This window comes from Exiguobacterium sp. OS-77, from assembly GCF_000414195.2.
Lineage (GTDB): Bacteria > Bacillota > Bacilli > Exiguobacteriales > Exiguobacteriaceae > Exiguobacterium_A > Exiguobacterium_A indicum.
In genome coordinates this window covers 153,749-169,279 of record NZ_DF239008.1, presented here as the reverse complement: position 1 = coordinate 169,279, position 15,531 = coordinate 153,749, and the positions used below count along the sequence as shown (strand labels likewise).

18 protein-coding genes are annotated in these 15,531 nt (G+C 47.2%); 8 read left to right on the top strand and 10 right to left on the bottom strand.

What is annotated here, in order from left to right:
- Positions 1-92 precede the first annotated feature (92 nt).
- Positions 93-788 (bottom strand): alpha/beta hydrolase, encoded by a 696-nt coding sequence (locus tag EXG77_RS00800; protein WP_023469733.1) that lies wholly within the window; start codon positions 786-788, stop codon positions 93-95.
- A 173-nt stretch (positions 789-961) separates the two neighbouring features.
- Here EXG77_RS00800 and EXG77_RS00795 point away from each other — a divergent pair, with 173 nt between their 5' ends.
- Positions 962-2,218: a purine/pyrimidine permease gene (locus EXG77_RS00795; RefSeq protein ID WP_231681714.1), complete on the top strand. Its 1,257-nt coding sequence runs from the start codon at positions 962-964 to the stop codon at positions 2,216-2,218.
- A 44-nt stretch (positions 2,219-2,262) separates the two neighbouring features.
- Here EXG77_RS00795 and EXG77_RS00790 read toward each other — a convergent pair whose 3' ends face one another.
- From EXG77_RS00790 to EXG77_RS00775, 4 genes are all read right to left on the bottom strand, one after another.
- The gene (locus tag EXG77_RS00790; protein WP_023469735.1) at positions 2,263-3,756 is read right to left on the bottom strand and encodes a peptide MFS transporter; all 1,494 of its coding nucleotides are present in this window, start codon (positions 3,754-3,756) and stop codon (positions 2,263-2,265) included.
- A 239-nt stretch (positions 3,757-3,995) separates the two neighbouring features.
- Positions 3,996-4,631 carry an NAD(P)H-binding protein gene (locus tag EXG77_RS00785; RefSeq protein ID WP_023469736.1) on the bottom strand — a complete coding sequence of 212 codons (636 nt, stop codon included), beginning with the start codon at positions 4,629-4,631 and terminating at the stop codon, positions 3,996-3,998.
- Positions 4,628-5,851 carry a glutathionylspermidine synthase family protein gene (locus tag EXG77_RS00780; protein WP_023469737.1) on the bottom strand — a complete coding sequence of 408 codons (1,224 nt, stop codon included), beginning with the start codon at positions 5,849-5,851 and terminating at the stop codon, positions 4,628-4,630. Before EXG77_RS00780 ends, EXG77_RS00785 begins: the two co-directional genes overlap by 4 nt.
- On the bottom strand, positions 5,848-6,177 hold the full coding sequence (locus EXG77_RS00775; protein WP_035395686.1) for a hypothetical protein: 330 nt from the start codon (positions 6,175-6,177) through the stop codon (positions 5,848-5,850). The genes EXG77_RS00780 and EXG77_RS00775 overlap by 4 nt, the downstream gene beginning before the upstream one ends.
- Positions 6,178-6,324: 147 nt before the next feature.
- Between EXG77_RS00775 and EXG77_RS00770 the strand changes: the two genes are divergently transcribed.
- From EXG77_RS00770 to EXG77_RS00760, 4 genes are all read left to right on the top strand, one after another.
- On the top strand, positions 6,325-6,768 hold the full coding sequence (locus EXG77_RS00770) for a hypothetical protein (protein WP_023469739.1): 444 nt from the start codon (positions 6,325-6,327) through the stop codon (positions 6,766-6,768).
- Between the two features lie 86 nt (positions 6,769-6,854).
- On the top strand, positions 6,855-7,028 hold the full coding sequence (locus tag EXG77_RS16385) for a hypothetical protein (RefSeq protein ID WP_023469740.1): 174 nt from the start codon (positions 6,855-6,857) through the stop codon (positions 7,026-7,028).
- 31 nt (positions 7,029-7,059) lie between these two features.
- Positions 7,060-8,616 (top strand): ABC-F family ATP-binding cassette domain-containing protein, encoded by a 1,557-nt coding sequence (locus tag EXG77_RS00765; RefSeq protein ID WP_023469741.1) that lies wholly within the window; start codon positions 7,060-7,062, stop codon positions 8,614-8,616.
- A gap of 132 nt (positions 8,617-8,748) precedes the next feature.
- A complete protein-coding gene (locus EXG77_RS00760; RefSeq protein ID WP_035395579.1) occupies positions 8,749-9,534 on the top strand; it encodes a S9 family peptidase in 786 nt (261 codons plus the stop codon).
- A 9-nt stretch (positions 9,535-9,543) separates the two neighbouring features.
- On the opposite strand, the gene EXG77_RS00755 is transcribed toward EXG77_RS00760, so the two are convergent.
- The 3 genes from EXG77_RS00755 to EXG77_RS00745 are packed head-to-tail and all read right to left on the bottom strand — an operon-like array spanning position 9,544 to position 11,320.
- On the bottom strand, positions 9,544-10,122 hold the full coding sequence (locus EXG77_RS00755) for a hypothetical protein (RefSeq protein ID WP_035395577.1): 579 nt from the start codon (positions 10,120-10,122) through the stop codon (positions 9,544-9,546).
- On the bottom strand, positions 10,110-11,000 hold the full coding sequence (locus EXG77_RS00750; RefSeq protein ID WP_035395574.1) for an FAD:protein FMN transferase: 891 nt from the start codon (positions 10,998-11,000) through the stop codon (positions 10,110-10,112). The genes EXG77_RS00755 and EXG77_RS00750 overlap by 13 nt, the downstream gene beginning before the upstream one ends.
- A gap of 11 nt (positions 11,001-11,011) precedes the next feature.
- Entirely contained in the window at positions 11,012-11,320 is a 309-nt protein-coding gene (locus tag EXG77_RS00745) for a hypothetical protein (protein WP_023469745.1), read from the bottom strand.
- Between the two features lie 101 nt (positions 11,321-11,421).
- Here EXG77_RS00745 and EXG77_RS00740 point away from each other — a divergent pair, with 101 nt between their 5' ends.
- From EXG77_RS00740 to EXG77_RS00730, 3 genes are all read left to right on the top strand, one after another.
- Positions 11,422-12,099 carry a response regulator transcription factor gene (locus tag EXG77_RS00740; protein ID WP_035395573.1) on the top strand — a complete coding sequence of 226 codons (678 nt, stop codon included), beginning with the start codon at positions 11,422-11,424 and terminating at the stop codon, positions 12,097-12,099.
- Complete coding sequence (locus EXG77_RS00735) at positions 12,092-13,261, top strand: cell wall metabolism sensor histidine kinase WalK (RefSeq protein WP_035395571.1); 1,170 nt, start codon at positions 12,092-12,094, stop codon at positions 13,259-13,261. Before EXG77_RS00740 ends, EXG77_RS00735 begins: the two co-directional genes overlap by 8 nt.
- A gap of 79 nt (positions 13,262-13,340) precedes the next feature.
- Positions 13,341-13,754: a DUF2231 domain-containing protein gene (locus EXG77_RS00730; protein ID WP_035395569.1), complete on the top strand. Its 414-nt coding sequence runs from the start codon at positions 13,341-13,343 to the stop codon at positions 13,752-13,754.
- Between the two features lie 66 nt (positions 13,755-13,820).
- Here the strand turns inward: EXG77_RS00730 and EXG77_RS00725 are convergent, their stop codons facing one another.
- Together EXG77_RS00725 and EXG77_RS00720 are read right to left on the bottom strand one after the other, a co-directional pair.
- Positions 13,821-15,053, bottom strand: coding sequence for a DEAD/DEAH box helicase (locus EXG77_RS00725; protein WP_023469749.1), 1,233 nt, complete (start codon positions 15,051-15,053; stop codon positions 13,821-13,823).
- 104 nt (positions 15,054-15,157) lie between these two features.
- Positions 15,158-15,457 carry a DUF3817 domain-containing protein gene (locus EXG77_RS00720; protein WP_023469750.1) on the bottom strand — a complete coding sequence of 100 codons (300 nt, stop codon included), beginning with the start codon at positions 15,455-15,457 and terminating at the stop codon, positions 15,158-15,160.
- Positions 15,458-15,531 lie beyond the last annotated feature (74 nt).

The window sequence follows — 15,531 nt, the reverse complement described above, 5'->3', positions numbered from 1 at the left end:
AAATAAGGATGGAGAGATTCCGGACCCAGTGCCAGAATCTCTCCCCCCCTTTGCATTTGATTGATGAGTCGTTTATTCACTAAGAGAATTGATTAAGGTGTATCGATAAATCGTTTGATTTCATCTAACGACTCGTCCTGTTGTTCTTTTGGCGTTAATGGGCTGCTGTTATCCCCTTTTTGTCGACCGTACATACCAAAGTTCGCATGGTTCCCTTGCTTGATTTCATGGAATACCGCATCTTTTCGAACGTCCTGTTTACTTTTTTCGATATCAGCGACTGGTAAGACACCATCTCGTCCACCATAAATCGTCAACGAGGGCACATCAATCGAATCAATCGGATAGGACGCGAGGAAAACGATCCCCTTAATTTTCGGATGTTGTTCGACGATCGTCGAAGCTGCGCTTCCACCGAGCGAATGCCCGATCAGATACCATTTTTTGACTTGGGGATAATCCTCGATGATATCGAGTCCTTCGCTTGAGTCAAGCAACGCAATCCGAAACGGTAGCTTTGGGATGACGACGAAGTGCCCGTCTTTCGCTAGTTGCTTGCCGTAATAACTGTAGGCCGCTGCATCAACTTTTGCCCCTTGATAAAAGATGAATCCAACGTCACTCGTCTTTTTTCCAAATGTCACTTCACGTGGTGTAGCTGTCTCCACGTAAGATATCGCTTGGGGAGATGCATCATAATCGAACTGCGCCCAGATCATGAAGGCAAATACGAGCAGTGCCAACAGCGCAGCAATCGTTCCAATGATTCTTATACTCCATTTTTTCATTTCATTCCCTCCCGTTACCGTTATACCCAATATTATGTGTTAAATCACATATGAAAACAAATATTAGAATTTTCAGTCATTGTAAGCATCCCTATCGCTTTTTCATGAATTGGTTTAAGATGAAACCAATATTGTTTTTTCGAAAGGAGATTTACGTTTTGCCGCGTACCCTTGTGTCTACGATTCAATGGTTTTTATTCATCATCTGTACTAACATTGCCCCGCCCCTTGCCATCGCAGCATCGTTTGAACTCTCGGGTGCCGAGACGCTTTCCTTCTTATCTCGTTGTCTATTCGTATTTGCCATCTTAAGTCTCTTTCAAGTCCTGCTCGGACACCGTCTACCGATCATGGAAGGTCCTGCTGGAATTTGGTGGGGTGTATTTGCTCTTTATTCGTCGATTGGTGTCACATTGTACGGCAGTTATTCAAACACATTACAGTCGCTTGGATTCTTACTCCTACTCAGCGGTATCATCTGTATCGTCTTGACGATGACGGGTGTCTTACGGCGCTTAGTCCCCCTTTTTACACCGCAAGTCATCGGAGTCTACATGCTGTTGCTGTCGGCACAGCTGTCCGGATCCGTCATGAAAGGATTACTCAATATCGAGGATGGACGAATTCAAGTATTACCTGCCGTCATCTCGATTCTGACGGTCTTGATCTCACTTTATTTAGAACGAAGCGATCGCTTACGCCAGTACGCTTTATTAATCACGTTACTCGTCGGTTGGAGCATGTTTGCATTGATTGGTCGTGCCGAGATGCCAAGCTTCGACGGTCCACTGTTCACTTTACCGAGCTTGTTGCCGTTCGGCGGTATTCATGTCGACTGGAGCTTATTACCGACAGCTCTCATCATCTCGTTGTTGTTAATGACAAACGTCTTAGCAAACATCAAGGTCATCGAACGGATTATCAGTGCCAAGCGTGGTGAAACCGTCAAAGGACAAGTCGGAACAGCTGGTATCACGGCTGGTATCGGGCAACTCTTCGCTGGTCTGTTCGGTACGGTCGGTCCTGTCGCCATTTCCGGAACAGCTGGTTTCATTGCCTCAACAGATAACACGGACCGCAAAGCGTTCGTCTACGCGAACATCACGTGCCTTTTCCTCAGTATCGTGACACCATTCGTCGGGTTGATCGCTAAAATCCCCGTCGCTGTCGGTTATGCGATGGTCGCACCGATTGTTGCCGGGATGGCGATCATCGGCGTCACGGAAGCAGCCCGCGACTTGAATCGTCAAACGGCGATGATCACGGTCGGTCTCCCGGTCCTCGTCGGCATCGGTGCGTTGTTACTACCAAAAGGGGCAACGGCTGATTTACCGCCACTCGTGACGACCTTGATGTCAAACGGTCTCGTCCTCGGAACATTGGTCGCCTTGCTCGCAGAAGGGTTACGCCATATTCGGACGAATGATTAATAAAAAGACGCTTTCTCGATTGAGAAAGCGTCTTTTTTCATGCATCAGCGAATACCGCGCATGTATTTTTGAAGTTTTGGTGCGAAAGCGAACAAGAGTAATCCGAAGATGACGGCAACGATACCTGTGATACCGAAGTACAAAATCTCCGTATCATTCGTGTAGTATTTAACGATTTGTGCGTTGACCGCTTGACCTGTTGCGTTCGTCAAGAACCACAGACTCATCGTTTGCGCTGAGAAGGCTGCCGGCGCCAATTTTGTTGTTGCCGATAGACCGACTGGTGACAAGAAGAGCTCACCGATGACGACGAGGAAGAAGCTCAGTGCAAGCCAGAGTGGACTAACTGACGTCTCCACACCGAACAGGATACCTGGTAGTGTCATGACGATGAACGAAAGTCCGGCGAACAGAAGACCAAACGAGAACTTTTGCATCGTCGTTGGTTGACGGTCACCGAGTTTGACCCAGAAGCTCGCAAAAACAGGTGCTAATACGATGATGAAGAGCGGATTCAACGATTGGAAGAATGCCGGTTGAATCTCAAATCCTAAGAATGAAAGGTTCGTCCGTTCACTTGCGAAGATGGAGAGGACGTATGAACCTTGTTCTTGGATTGCCCAGAAAATCGCTGCTGCGATGAACAACGGAATATACGCAATCAAACGTGAGCGCTCATCATCCGTGATCTTTGGACTACGAAGCATGACTGTGAAGTAAGCGATCGGAATCAAGATCCCGAGAATCGTGACCATTAAAGTAAAACGAGAAATCGTCAACAGTCCTGTCATCGATGCAACGACACCGAGTACCGCAACGACGACGACAACGATTGATGCGATCGTAATGAAGCGTTTTTTCTCGTCCCCTTTTAATGGGTTCAAGACATACGTACCCGCTTGACCAAGGTTTTTCTTTTTCGTCAAGACGAAGACGACAAGTCCTGCGAACATCCCGATGGCAGCGAGTGCGAAACCAGCGTGATATCCACCGCGGTCAGCCACTTCACCGACGACGAGTGGTGAGAGGAATGCCCCAGCGTTGATCCCCATGTAGAAGATACTAAAACCAGCATCGCGGCGGTTATCCGTCTTGCTGTACAAATCACCGACGATATTCGATACGTTCGGTTTCAAGAAACCAGTACCGATGACGATAAGTCCCATCGAGATGAAGAGGGCTGTAATGCCTGCTGGTAAAGCAAGGACGATATGCCCTAGCATGATCAAGATACCACCATAGAAGACGGTGCGTGACGTACCGAGTAAACGGTCAGCTACCCATCCCCCAATGATCCCTGACATGTAGACGAGCGAACCATAAACGGCCATGATTGACGCAGCTGTCGTCTTATCGATACCTAGACCACCGTTGGCAACTGAATCGTACATGTAGAAGATAAGGATGGCACGCATGCCATAGTAGGAGAAACGCTCCCAAAACTCAGTGAAGAAGAGGGTGAACAACCCTTTCGGATTCCCAAAGAATCCTTTTTGCGGAACGGTCTTGTAGACCTGATCGCGATCAAACTCTGCCATATGATCGGCTCCTTTCATCAATCCTAAATAAGTGCATAATCCATCATCTTTTCCCGCTTTCCCCAAACGATAAGCGTGACGAAACAGATAGGATACGAATACACTGTTTTGCCTGAATTGTCTCACTTCTTTTTTTATATATGAGACAGCACTTTACCATTCAACCGCAAATCATTTGACGAGTCAAATATTATTTACGTTACAAGAATAACAAAAAGAGCAGTCGACTACTCGACTGCTCAGGATTGCATCTGTTTCGATTCAATGATTGTAATTCCAGGCGGTGCATGTAACGTTTCACGGATCATCGCCGCAGCGACTTGACCAGCTTCGATCGGAGCAATGGCACTCCGCTTCAACAAGGGGCGTAAAACCGTCGAAATTTTCGCAGCCGCTTGTTCGCCTAAGCGGAATTCATCTCGATCCCCTAGCAACAATGACGGTCTAAAAATCAATAACGCGTCATATCCGAGTACACGTAATCCGTTTTCCGTGTCCCCTTTTACGCGATTGTAGAAGGTTTTCGCATTCGGATGGGCACCGAGCGCCGAAATCAAGGCAAATCGTGTCGCCCCGAGGTCTAACAATTCACGACCAAGTTCAATCGGATATGTGTAGTCAACCTGACGAAATGCCTCTTGCGATCCTGCTTGTTTGATCGTCGTGCCCAGTGCACAATAGACATGGTCGACGACAGGTAGTTCAATTTCTGTCACACGATCAAAATCAATCACCCATTCTTCCAATTTCGGATGAAAACGGCGCATCGGGCGGCGAACGAGAACATGTACCTCGCTATACGCATCTTCTGCCAACAAACGATCGACGAGTTCTTGTCCGACTAGACCAGATGCTCCTAAAATTGCTGCTCTCATACGTTTCTCCCTCCTTCATGCTGTCGACCAATTGGTACGAAATAGGAACGGTTTCCGGTAATCCGTTCTCCGGCACGTACACCAATCGCACTTGGTCTTCCTCCTAAAATAAAGACACCATACATATACGCGACTTCTCCCTCTTCCTGAAGTGAGTACGTCGGTAATTCTTGATACGCTTGATAAACAGCCGGTTGATCACGAAACGTATGCTGTTCATTCTTTAGCATGATATGTCCTTGTCCATCATGGACCGTCACGGTATCTCCTTCACGCCCGAAGATTGGTTTTTTAACGAATGATCGCTGGCTTGAAATGAATGGATCAGCGGATAAGTACGTCGGTAAAAAGTAACGCGTAATCGTCATATGGTCCGTTTCGCTCAAGTACGGATGATTGGCTTCATGCAACATCCAGATCAATGCAAGAACCGACTTAGCTTGCATTAAAAAGGCAGACGGTGGATTGATGATTTCGAGTCGACCCGTCTCGACGAGTTGCAGGAGTAATTGTCCTAAATTTCTTCCGTCCTCATCCCGGTCAAGTAAGGCCATCTCGATCGGAAAGGTTTGACGATATAAGATATCGATTCTTTTACCAGCCTCATCGTACAGACCTTCTTCCGGACGAATCTCTAATGCATGAAGTGGACAATAGGTCGCATCACTCCAAAACGACTGCAAATACTCAGCTGTCAATCGATCCTCGATGTGGTCACCATGTGAGGTGAAGACGACATGCGGATGCTGTTTCGTCCGATGTATCGCGGCTTCGATCGCACGACGGACAGTTGCCTTCAGCCATTTGTTTTCCCCATCGTTGACCCGTTCAAAACCTTGTTTTTCCGCTACGACATCATTGACTTCAAATACTTCTTTAATGAAAGTCGGCGTATCCGCGTTCCATTCCATGAGTGAGATACGATCTGCCGTCGCAATGAAATCAAAGCGTCCGATGACGGTCAACGGTCGCATCGTCTCGAGTCGTAAAAAAGCGAGACTTTCAACTGGAAAGCCCAGCTCGAGCAGTGCCTCATCATCCATCGATCGAAGAATCGGAAGTACTTTTTCAAATATCTTGTAAACTTCTTGCGCCGCGATATGCAGTTGGTCGATTCGTTCTTCCGAGATGGGCATGATTTCCGTCACAGCGTACGGTTCCCCGTCTAGCACATCCCAAAAACGATCGATGTCTCCATAAAAGGTTTGTCGTCTATTCATCCGCCGAAAAAGCCGGAAGATGAGCCTGTTCCGAATCCCTTTGTCTTCGTGTTATAACTCTTTACTTCTTTTGATTTCGGCGTATACCCTTTCGTTCGCATCGCACTATGCATCAAGGCACGTGATGCGAAATAACTACCACCCCAGTAATAGTATCCTGAATGGGTTGATGAACTATCATCACAGTACCAAACGCCTTCATCATTATCATACTCATAGTCATCACAATCCGGATCATCTGGTCGTTCCGCTCGTGCATCATCCGATCCACACCCACTCAGTGTCGTTCCGATCAACAGTGTTGCAGCTAGTGTCGCTTGTTTCATCCAATTCACCGTCTCAGTCCCCTTTCCTTTTACTCTCGTTATGGATAGTATACGCTTTTTTGGAGAGAAAAGTTTCTTTGTTCTGTCGGAACTTTTTTTCCTTCAATGTGGTAATAGTATCTATAGAACGAAAAGGAGGATTTACGCATGTCACTTGCCTACTACGTTGAAGAAAATGGTGAATTCCATCCGATCTATCAATATGATCGTTATGCGATTGAACCGGAAGAGATCATCGCCCACCAACTCTGCGAATTTCATATCATCGAAGGACATCAATACGAGCTTCGTTCCAATGAGATGGCAGGTGATTACGATCAATTGATTGTCGATCATATCAAGGCATCACCGCGTGCGACAGAAGAACGCGTTTATCCACCGCATCAAATTCATATCGAGTTCAGAGAGTATTTATCTGACAGCGCGCAACCGCTCTTAAAGACATCAACGGTTCCGAATCACGTCCAAGCGATGCGTTTTTTGATCAAGGACAAAATTGAAGTCGAAGGACACGGTGTGTTTGAGCGTGACAGCTGTGAAATCGATATCGACCGAAATTGTTACGTCGTCTATCTTGCTGATACACTTTGAGATGTAAAATCAGGTCTCTTCATTTCCAAGAGACGTTTTTTTTGGCATACTAGAAAGTAAGAACGAATCAATCGAGGTGAACGAACATGAGTGAACAACCAAAAAAACTATCATTGCAAGAGGCAATGATCGAACGCTTGAAAGCAAAAAAACAAGCGCAAACAAAACGTCCGACTGGCTTACAAGGAACACAAACGAAACAATTGACGAGCCAACAGACGAAAAAAGCAAACAACCAGAAAAAACGGACAGGCGTCTAAGTCACAGGAATTCATGAAATAAGGAGTAATTATGAGTATTTTAACGGTATCTAACTTAAGTCACGGATTCGGTGACCGCGCCATTTTCGAAAATGTCTCCTTCCGCCTGTTAAAAGGCGAGCACATCGGTCTCGTCGGTGCGAACGGTGAAGGAAAATCGACGTTCATGAACATCATTACGTCGCAACTTGAGCCGGATGAAGGAAAAGTCGAATGGGCGAAGCATGTACGCGTTGGTTATTTGGATCAGCACGCTGTCCTTGAAAAAGGATTAACCATCCGCGATGCACTTAAAGGTGCATTCCAGTACATGTTCGACATCGAACAGGAAATCAATGATTTGTACGGTAAAATGGGCGAAGTCGAGCCAGAAGAACTGGAAAAGATGCTCGAAGAAGTCGGCGTCTTGCAGGACATTCTGACGAATAACGACTTCTATACGATCGATGCAAAAGTCGAAGAAATCGCGCGCGGTCTTGGGCTCGATGAGATCGGACTCGACCGGGATGTACAAGAGCTCAGTGGTGGACAGCGGACGAAAATCCTGCTCGCCAAACTCCTTCTTGAAAAACCGGACATTCTCTTACTTGATGAGCCGACCAACTATCTCGATGTCCAGCATATCGAATGGTTGAAACGCTACTTGAATGAATATGAGAATGCGTTCATCTTGATTTCGCACGATATTCCATTCCTCAATAGCGTCATCAACTTGATTTATCATATGGAAAATCAAGAATTGAATCGTTATGTCGGTGATTACGACAACTTCGTCACGATCCATGAAGCGAAGAAAAAGCAACTCGAGTCCGCGTTCAAGCGTCAACAGCAGGAAATCTCTGAGTTGAAGGACTTCGTTGCCCGGAACAAAGCCCGTGTCTCGACACGGAACATGGCGATGTCGCGTCAGAAGAAGCTCGATAAGATGGATGTCATCGAACTTGCGCAAGAGCGTCCAAAACCAGAGTTCCACTTCCTCCAAGCACGGACACCAAGTAAATTGATGTTCGAAGCAAAAGGTCTCGTCATCGGATACGATGAGCCACTTTCGCGCCCTCTTGATCTGACGATCGAACGTGGGCAGAAGATTGCGTTGCACGGTGCGAACGGAATCGGGAAATCGACGTTGCTCAAGAGTTTGCTCGGTGAAATTCCAGCTGTCTCGGGTGTCGTTGAGCGAGGCGAGAACTTGCATATCGGGTACTTCGAACAAGAAGTTAAAGAGAAGAACTCGAATACGTGTATCGAAGAGATTTGGAATACGTTCCCGTCTCTGACACAACAACAAGTCCGTGCTATGCTCGCGAAGTGTGGTTTGATGACGAAACACATCGAATCGAAAATCGAAGTGCTCAGCGGTGGGGAAAAAGCGAAAGTCCGTCTTTGTAAATTGATGAATACGGAATCGAACATCCTCGTACTCGATGAGCCGACGAACCACTTGGACGTCGAAGCCAAAGAAGAATTAAAACGTGCGTTACAAGAGTACAAAGGAACCGTCCTGTTGATCTCACACGAACCAGAATTCTATGAAGCTGTTGCGACAGACTTATGGAACTGTGAATCATGGACGACAAAAGTATTCTAAGCTACACCATACAAAAGATGGGATGCCCAGAAGGGTATCCCATCTTTTTAGTTCATACACTTAATCATTGCATGATCGTGCATCTTCACGCACACTAAGACTTAGAAAATGATTATGAAGGAGCGTGTTTTTTTGGAAACGATCACGAAAAAGGCAACACTATCCTATCTCCATGTTCCAAGCGGTGGTTCAGAACAGTTGATTGCCCGTCTCTATTCACCTGAACATACAGCGAATGCTCCACTGATTGTCCTCTTCCACGGATTTCCCGGGAAACAGTTGAACATGGACTGGGCAGTTCAACTTCAAAGTGCAGGGTACCATGTACTCGTCACGTCGTATCGTGGAACGATCGGGAGCCCTGGAACCTTCCGATTCCAACATGTTTTGGAAGACGCGACCGCGACACTACAGCACGTCTGCTCAGAGTCTTTCACTGCCGAACATGGCATCAAGGCGGATCAGATTACCGTCGTTGGTCATAGCATGGGCGGTTTCGCCGGTCTACATGCTTTTGCTGAGACACCAGAGGCTGCACATTATGTCGGAATCTCTCCGTTTAATTTTGGTCTCGTCGGTCAGCTCGTCCTCGAACATCCGGAATACGAAGCTGCGCTACACGGTGTACTCGAACGAGGAGCTGGTTTCCTAAATGGTGCCGTTGCTGACGCGTTACTCGATGAGTTGAAGCACCATCATACGACTTGGAATTTACTGACGCTAAAAGAACGTCTAGCCGATCGCTCGATGTTGCTTATGACGTCAGAAAGGGACGAAACATCGATCAAAGCACTCCATCATGACTTATTGCTATCCGACAGTCCGTTCGAGGAAGCGATTGTCGATAGTGATCACAACTATATCGAGAATCGGGACGCTGCCTTTAACGAATGGACAGCTTGGCTCGCCCGACAATGAAAAGAGCGCTCAGCGTACGACTGAGCGCTCTTTTGCTGAAGTTCGAGTCCGTTGCACAGGACGGATCCGTATCCGATAAAGGACGAGCGTAAACATCGTCAGTGTTGAGATAGCGTACCAGATCGTCGTGAACAGGGTTCCGGTATCCGTACCGATGAAAAGACCATGTGCCGTCATTAATAGCCAAGCAGGTAAGACCAGCCAGTGTGTCAATTTCCAAAGCGTCTTGCCTAACGTCTCCTTTAAGAAATCCGAAGTCACGAGAACGAATCCGAATAAGTAGAGACTGATCGTTCCTAGCGCATTCCAGAGTGGTTCATAAGAAGCTTGGCCCGGAATCAGGACTTCAAAGATCGTCAGTGGTGCGTATGAATCGACGATGATGAGCGTCGCATGAAGGACGATTGCGAGCAAACCTGCCCAGCCACTATATAAGTGCACGTGATGCAGTCGTGCTTTTTGTTTTTTGAGTGCCGGGTAGGAACCGAGCAATCCCGCTAAGACAGAAATCGTCATGAAGAAGTGCCCACTTAATCCACTCAACCGGATCATCGTCCATGTTGAGAACAACCATTTCATCCAGTCCATGTCTCACTCACTCCCTTCTGTTCACTTCGCCATTCCCCAGCAGTATCCAAAATCAATAATCGTCCTTTTGGAAACCAACGAAACAGCTTTTCTTGACGTTCTGTCTCTGTCATCTGAAAGGCAAGCTTCGTCATGACTTCGGCTTCATAGAGTTGTGGCGCAGATGCCGTCACTTGAAGAATCGGACTTCTCGTCGGACGTCCTGTTCGTCCATCTAACAAATGATGATGCGTCTGTCCGTCCGTCTTCCACGATCGATAGACACGGTTCGATGTCGCAATCGCACCTTGTCGTAATTGCATGTCAGCGACGCGTTGTTCGGTCTCGGGATGCGTGATCGTGATATTCCATGGTTCCTCCTCGGACCAGACGATGACGTCACCTCCCGCTTCAATCAATCCACGACTCCAGCTTTTTCGTAGTCGCTGCGCTGCGATCATCGCGGCAGCTCCTTTTCCGATTCCACCTAGGTCGATAAAACCGCCTCCGACTCGCGTCACGTCACATCCTTCAATGATGAACGGGGCGATCTCTGGTGGAGCAACCTCTTCATAAGCGACAGCTTGTGTGAAGGGAAATGATTGGCGATAGCCATTGGCTTGTTGTTGCGCCAGCAGGAATGGGGAAAAATAACGTTCGGTCTGCTCGAAGTATCGCGTGGCGCGGGCCAGTAAGCGGGCTAACGGTAAGGACACAGATAACGTGTCGCCGATCCGTAAGCGATTCAATCGACTGACTTCACTTTGCTTATCAAAGCGTGACCACTGTCGATCCACATAATGAAAGAATCGGACAAGTTCCTCCCATTCTGCTTCATCGATCGGCTGATCCGTCACGAACCGCACCTGATTATGCATCGCATACAATTGTCGCTCCATCTTCCTCCTCCTTACCTCGAATGGCTAGACTGACCGTCACTTGATCCACCGGGTTGACTGAAGCCAGACGATTCATCACCTTGCCATTGATCATCATCGTCATCTTCGTAATATCCATCATCCCCTTCGTATTCGCCTTCATCATCGCTATACTGATTCCCTTGAGATGGTAGCGTCGTATCGTTCGAATACGTATCGCCTGTCGAAACAGGTGTCGTAGAGGAATCGTTCGAACTGACACTCAACTGACCAATCGCAAGTCCGATGAAGACGGAACTACTAAGCCCGACGAGCCATTTCGCAAATGGTTTTGGTTTCATCTGTTTCCTCTCCCTTCTTGTTACGTTTACTGTATCGAAAAAAACTGACAACTAACTGACGGCAACTATGGGATAATGAGAAAAAAAGAGGAGCGATGTGCATGCGCGTTTTGGTAGCAGAAGATGATCAGCGTCTTGCGAAGATGTTACGCCTCCATTTGGAGCGGGCAGGATATCAGGTAGATGTTGCGCAGGATGGAGTGGAAGCGCTCCTCCAATGTCAGACGTATCGCTATGACTTACTCGTTCTCGATTGGATGATGCCTCGTAAGAGCGGAGTCGAAGTCGCCGCTACCTTACGGCAAGAACAGTTTGAAGGCGGCATCTTGATGCTGACTGCTCGCGATACGGAAATCGATCTCGTTCATGGTCTCGATAGTGGAGCCGATGACTATCTCGTTAAACCGTTTCAATCGAATGAATTACTGGCACGACTGCGCGCGCTCAGTCGTCGTCAACAAAAGGCATTCGTGTCGACGGTTTCTTTCAATGGACTACTCCTCGATCTGTCCTCACAAACGATTTCTTACGAGCGACATCCAATCGATTTAACACGACGTGAATTTGAATTCCTTTCCTTACTGTTAAGACGACCTGAACAGGTGATGAGTCGTGAATTGATCATCGAAGTCGTGTGGGGGATCGGGGCGGATATTACGGATAACGCGCTCGATGCGCTCGTCCGACTCGTTCGAAAAAAATTAGATGCGGTCGGTGCTCCTAATTTGATTCGGACAGTTCGCGGATTCGGTTATCGTTTAGGTGATCCGCATGCTTGAATCGATTCGAAAACGACTGACCTTGTTATTCAGTGGCTCGTTTTTTCTTGTACTAGTCCTTATCCTGATTGGTGTGTATGTCACGAACGCTCAATTGCTGAATCGAATGGAATTGAATCAATTGAAGAGCGTATCTGATCGAGATATCTTCGAACGGATCGAGCATGGGGAGGATCACTTCATTCGAAATCCGATCTACTTCCAGTTACTCGATGGTTCAGGAAACGAACGCTATGCAAGTCTGCCGCCAGACGTCGAGTCCAAAACACTGCGCCGTTTTTTAAGCTCGAATGATACGACGCAACAAGTGGAATGGGATGATCGACACTTCTTGCTGTATCAACGGAGTACCGAAGAAGGACGGCTACTACTGATGAAGGACATCTCTCCGACCGAAGACACCTTACAGCGATTGATTGCCGTTCTGGCGGGGATCGCGGTGCTCGCAACGATTGTCCTGACGCTAGTCGGATATATCCTTGCTGGTCGAGCCGTCATTCCGGTGCAACAAGCATTCGATCGTCAACGTCGTTTTACGTCCGATGCTTCACATGAACTACGGACACCTCTGACAATCGTCTACAGCGGGATTGAATTGCTAGAAGCGGAATCACTTTCGAATGAAGGGCGTACGATTCTAGAGGACGTTAAAGCAGAAACGGCAGGCATGCAGTATTTAGTCTCTGATTTATTATTGCTTGCGCGAGAAGGACAACCTTCACCGAAACAGGAAGTTGACCTTAGTTCGCTCGTTCAAAAGACCGTCGAACGTTTTCAGCACGCCTACTCGGATCGCGTCATCCACGCTTCGATAATGCCTGACTTACGCATGAAGGGAGATACCCATCAATTGAACCGCTTATTGACGGTCTTTCTTGAGAATGCTCTTGTCTACAGCGATGACGTCATTGATGTCTCTCTCGAAGAAACTACTACAGAACGCCAGTTGACGATACAGGACCGCGGAATCGGTATCGCTTCCAATCAACAAACTAAAATATTCGAGCGTTTTTACCGGGGGGACCATTCGCGTCACGGAACAGGAACCGGTCTTGGGTTATCAATCGCTCAATCCATTGCGGAGCAACATGGCGGAACGATTTCCATTGATTCCACATTAGGTGAAGGTACACGGTTCATCATTCATTTCCCAACTCTTTAAAACGGTGTCAGTTAACTGTCAGATAAGCAGGGTAAAGTGAAATTATGCTTTACCATACTTATCCAAGGAGGTTTTTGATATGTTGGGGAACGTACCGCTTCATCCACTTCTTGTCCATGCACCGATTGCACTTTTATTATTTGCGACGATCCTATTACTCATCAGTCTGAAGTGGATACAATTCAAACTGTTTGCCCTTTTTACGTTAGTCGTCGGTCTGATTTCCGGAGTCGCTGCCTATTTGTCTGGAGACGGAGCAGAAGAGTATGCGGAAGCGAATTTAAGCAGCGTTACCCATGCTGCCATCGAAAATCATGAGCATTTTGCACTGTTCAGTCTTGTTGCCTTTGGTGTCTCGCTGTTATTTCTTTTGTTAGGTTACCGCTCGAACAAAAAAATGTTTTTATTACTCAGTTTCGCTGTTGCCATCGTCGGTAGCGGACTACTTGCTTATACTGGTCATCTCGGTGGTCAGATGGTCTACGCCAAATAAAACAAGAGCCGGTCTATTTTCTCTTTTGATGAGAGAAGTAGACCGGCTCTTTTATCTTGTTTCTGTTTATTTACGATGTGCACGTCCCGGGCGACGGTTATTCGAACGACGTGTATTTCCACGTCCTTCTGTCGTCTTCCGTGATCCTTTACTTTGATCGTGCTGTGCGCGAATCGCTTCTTCAGACAATTCGACGACGATCGGCGTGACCGAGATGTTCAATTCCCGTTCCATATCACGGAACGTCCGACCATCTTTTGGTGTTACGATGGAAACGGCAATTCCGTCGTTCCCAGCACGTCCTGTCCGACCAATCCGGTGAACGTAGCTTTCCGCATCATCCGGTAAATCATAGTTAAAGACGTGTGTCACACCTGTCACATCAAGTCCACGCGAAGCGACATCTGTTGCGATCAGGAATTGTGTTTTTCCTTGATAGAACTTCGCCATCGCTTTTTCACGTTTCCCTTGCGTTAGTCCACCGTGCAATTCATCCGTCGGATACCCTTGCATCTGCATTTCTTCGTTCAATTTACTAACGCGACGTTGTGTACGGCAGAAAATAATGGCTGCGTACGGACGCATCTCGTCAAGCATCGTCCGCAGTGTCGCTTGCTTGCGGCGATCCGTTGTTTCGACGACGAACTGTTCGATCGCTTCAACAGTAATGCTTTCCGCCTCCACCTGTACTTCGACTGGATTACGCAAATACGTTTTCGCCAGTTCCTCTACTTTCGGTGGCATCGTTGCAGATAACATGACGAATTGACGATCAACCGGTGCTGCTTCGATGATGTCTTCAATTTCTGGCAAGAAACCGATTTGTAGCATTTGGTCAGCCTCATCCAAGACAAGCGTCCGTAATTCACTTAAATCAAGTGTACCGCGACCGACGTGGTCAAGAATTCGTCCTGGTGTCCCGATGATGATTTGTGGCATCCGACCGAGGCGTTGAATCTGTTTAAAGACGTCTTGTCCACCGTATACAGCAAGCGCACGGTACTGTTCCGTGTTCCGAATCAGTTTATGCGTCTCATCGGCAATTTGACGCGCAAGTTCGCGTGTCGGTGCGACGATCAATGCTTGTACTGTTTGTGATTCGACATCGATTTGCTCAAGGATTGGCAAGAGAAACGCTAATGTCTTCCCTGTTCCCGTTTGCGCTTGACCAATCAAGTCGCGTCCGTCGAGTAATGACGGAATCGCCTGTTCTTGAATCGGTGTTGGTTCCTTGATGCCTTGTTTTTGTAATTTTTTTATCCACAGGTCACTGATGTGTAATGTTTCAAATGTTGACATGATATATCCTCCTAAAAATTATCCACAGAAAAAAGCTGTGGATAACCTGCTTCGCATAGACAAAAACAGTTATCCACAGCCGTGCTCTATTCAGTATACACAATTTACGCGTTTGTTGCTTCCTGTTTTAGCTTCCAGTCGAGCACGAACGTACCAAACGGGATGAATGATGCGATGAACGCAATCCCCGCTTTGACGATCGACCAATCGTATTTGAATTTCACGACCGCGAGCCAGAGTGCATACATGACGAACAAGACACCGTGAAGTGCACCCACGACCGAAACAGCTTGCGGAATATCCGCCATATACTTCAACGGCATCGCAATCAACAGTAAGACTAAAAACGAGATTCCTTCTAGTATCGCAATCATTCGGAATTGCCCAAGCGTAGTTCTTAACATCCCGTCACTCCTTTTTCTTGATTCCTGTTCTTAGTATACGGGATGGACGATCCTTCTGTGACCTGTGTCACAGG

Excerpts from the sequence above, each read along its gene's own strand:
- EXG77_RS00800 (WP_023469733.1), bottom strand. The coding sequence starts at position 788 with ATGAAAAAATGGAGTATAAGAATCATTGGAACGATTGCTGCGCTGTTG.
- EXG77_RS00790 (WP_023469735.1), bottom strand. The coding sequence starts at position 3,756 with ATGGCAGAGTTTGATCGCGATCAGGTCTACAAGACCGTTCCGCAAAAA.
- EXG77_RS00785 (WP_023469736.1), bottom strand. The coding sequence starts at position 4,631 with ATGAGAGCAGCAATTTTAGGAGCATCTGGTCTAGTCGGACAAGAACTC.
- EXG77_RS00780 (WP_023469737.1), bottom strand. The coding sequence starts at position 5,851 with ATGAATAGACGACAAACCTTTTATGGAGACATCGATCGTTTTTGGGAT.
- EXG77_RS00775 (WP_035395686.1), bottom strand. The coding sequence starts at position 6,177 with ATGAAACAAGCGACACTAGCTGCAACACTGTTGATCGGAACGACACTG.
- EXG77_RS00770 (WP_023469739.1), top strand. The coding sequence starts at position 6,325 with ATGTCACTTGCCTACTACGTTGAAGAAAATGGTGAATTCCATCCGATC.
- EXG77_RS16385 (WP_023469740.1), top strand. The coding sequence starts at position 6,855 with ATGAGTGAACAACCAAAAAAACTATCATTGCAAGAGGCAATGATCGAA.
- EXG77_RS00765 (WP_023469741.1), top strand. The coding sequence starts at position 7,060 with ATGAGTATTTTAACGGTATCTAACTTAAGTCACGGATTCGGTGACCGC.
- EXG77_RS00755 (WP_035395577.1), bottom strand. The coding sequence starts at position 10,122 with ATGGACTGGATGAAATGGTTGTTCTCAACATGGACGATGATCCGGTTG.
- EXG77_RS00750 (WP_035395574.1), bottom strand. The coding sequence starts at position 11,000 with ATGGAGCGACAATTGTATGCGATGCATAATCAGGTGCGGTTCGTGACG.
- EXG77_RS00745 (WP_023469745.1), bottom strand. The coding sequence starts at position 11,320 with ATGAAACCAAAACCATTTGCGAAATGGCTCGTCGGGCTTAGTAGTTCC.
- EXG77_RS00740 (WP_035395573.1), top strand. The coding sequence starts at position 11,422 with ATGCGCGTTTTGGTAGCAGAAGATGATCAGCGTCTTGCGAAGATGTTA.
- EXG77_RS00735 (WP_035395571.1), top strand. The coding sequence starts at position 12,092 with ATGCTTGAATCGATTCGAAAACGACTGACCTTGTTATTCAGTGGCTCG.
- EXG77_RS00730 (WP_035395569.1), top strand. The coding sequence starts at position 13,341 with ATGTTGGGGAACGTACCGCTTCATCCACTTCTTGTCCATGCACCGATT.
- EXG77_RS00725 (WP_023469749.1), bottom strand. The coding sequence starts at position 15,053 with ATGTCAACATTTGAAACATTACACATCAGTGACCTGTGGATAAAAAAA.
- EXG77_RS00720 (WP_023469750.1), bottom strand. The coding sequence starts at position 15,457 with ATGTTAAGAACTACGCTTGGGCAATTCCGAATGATTGCGATACTAGAA.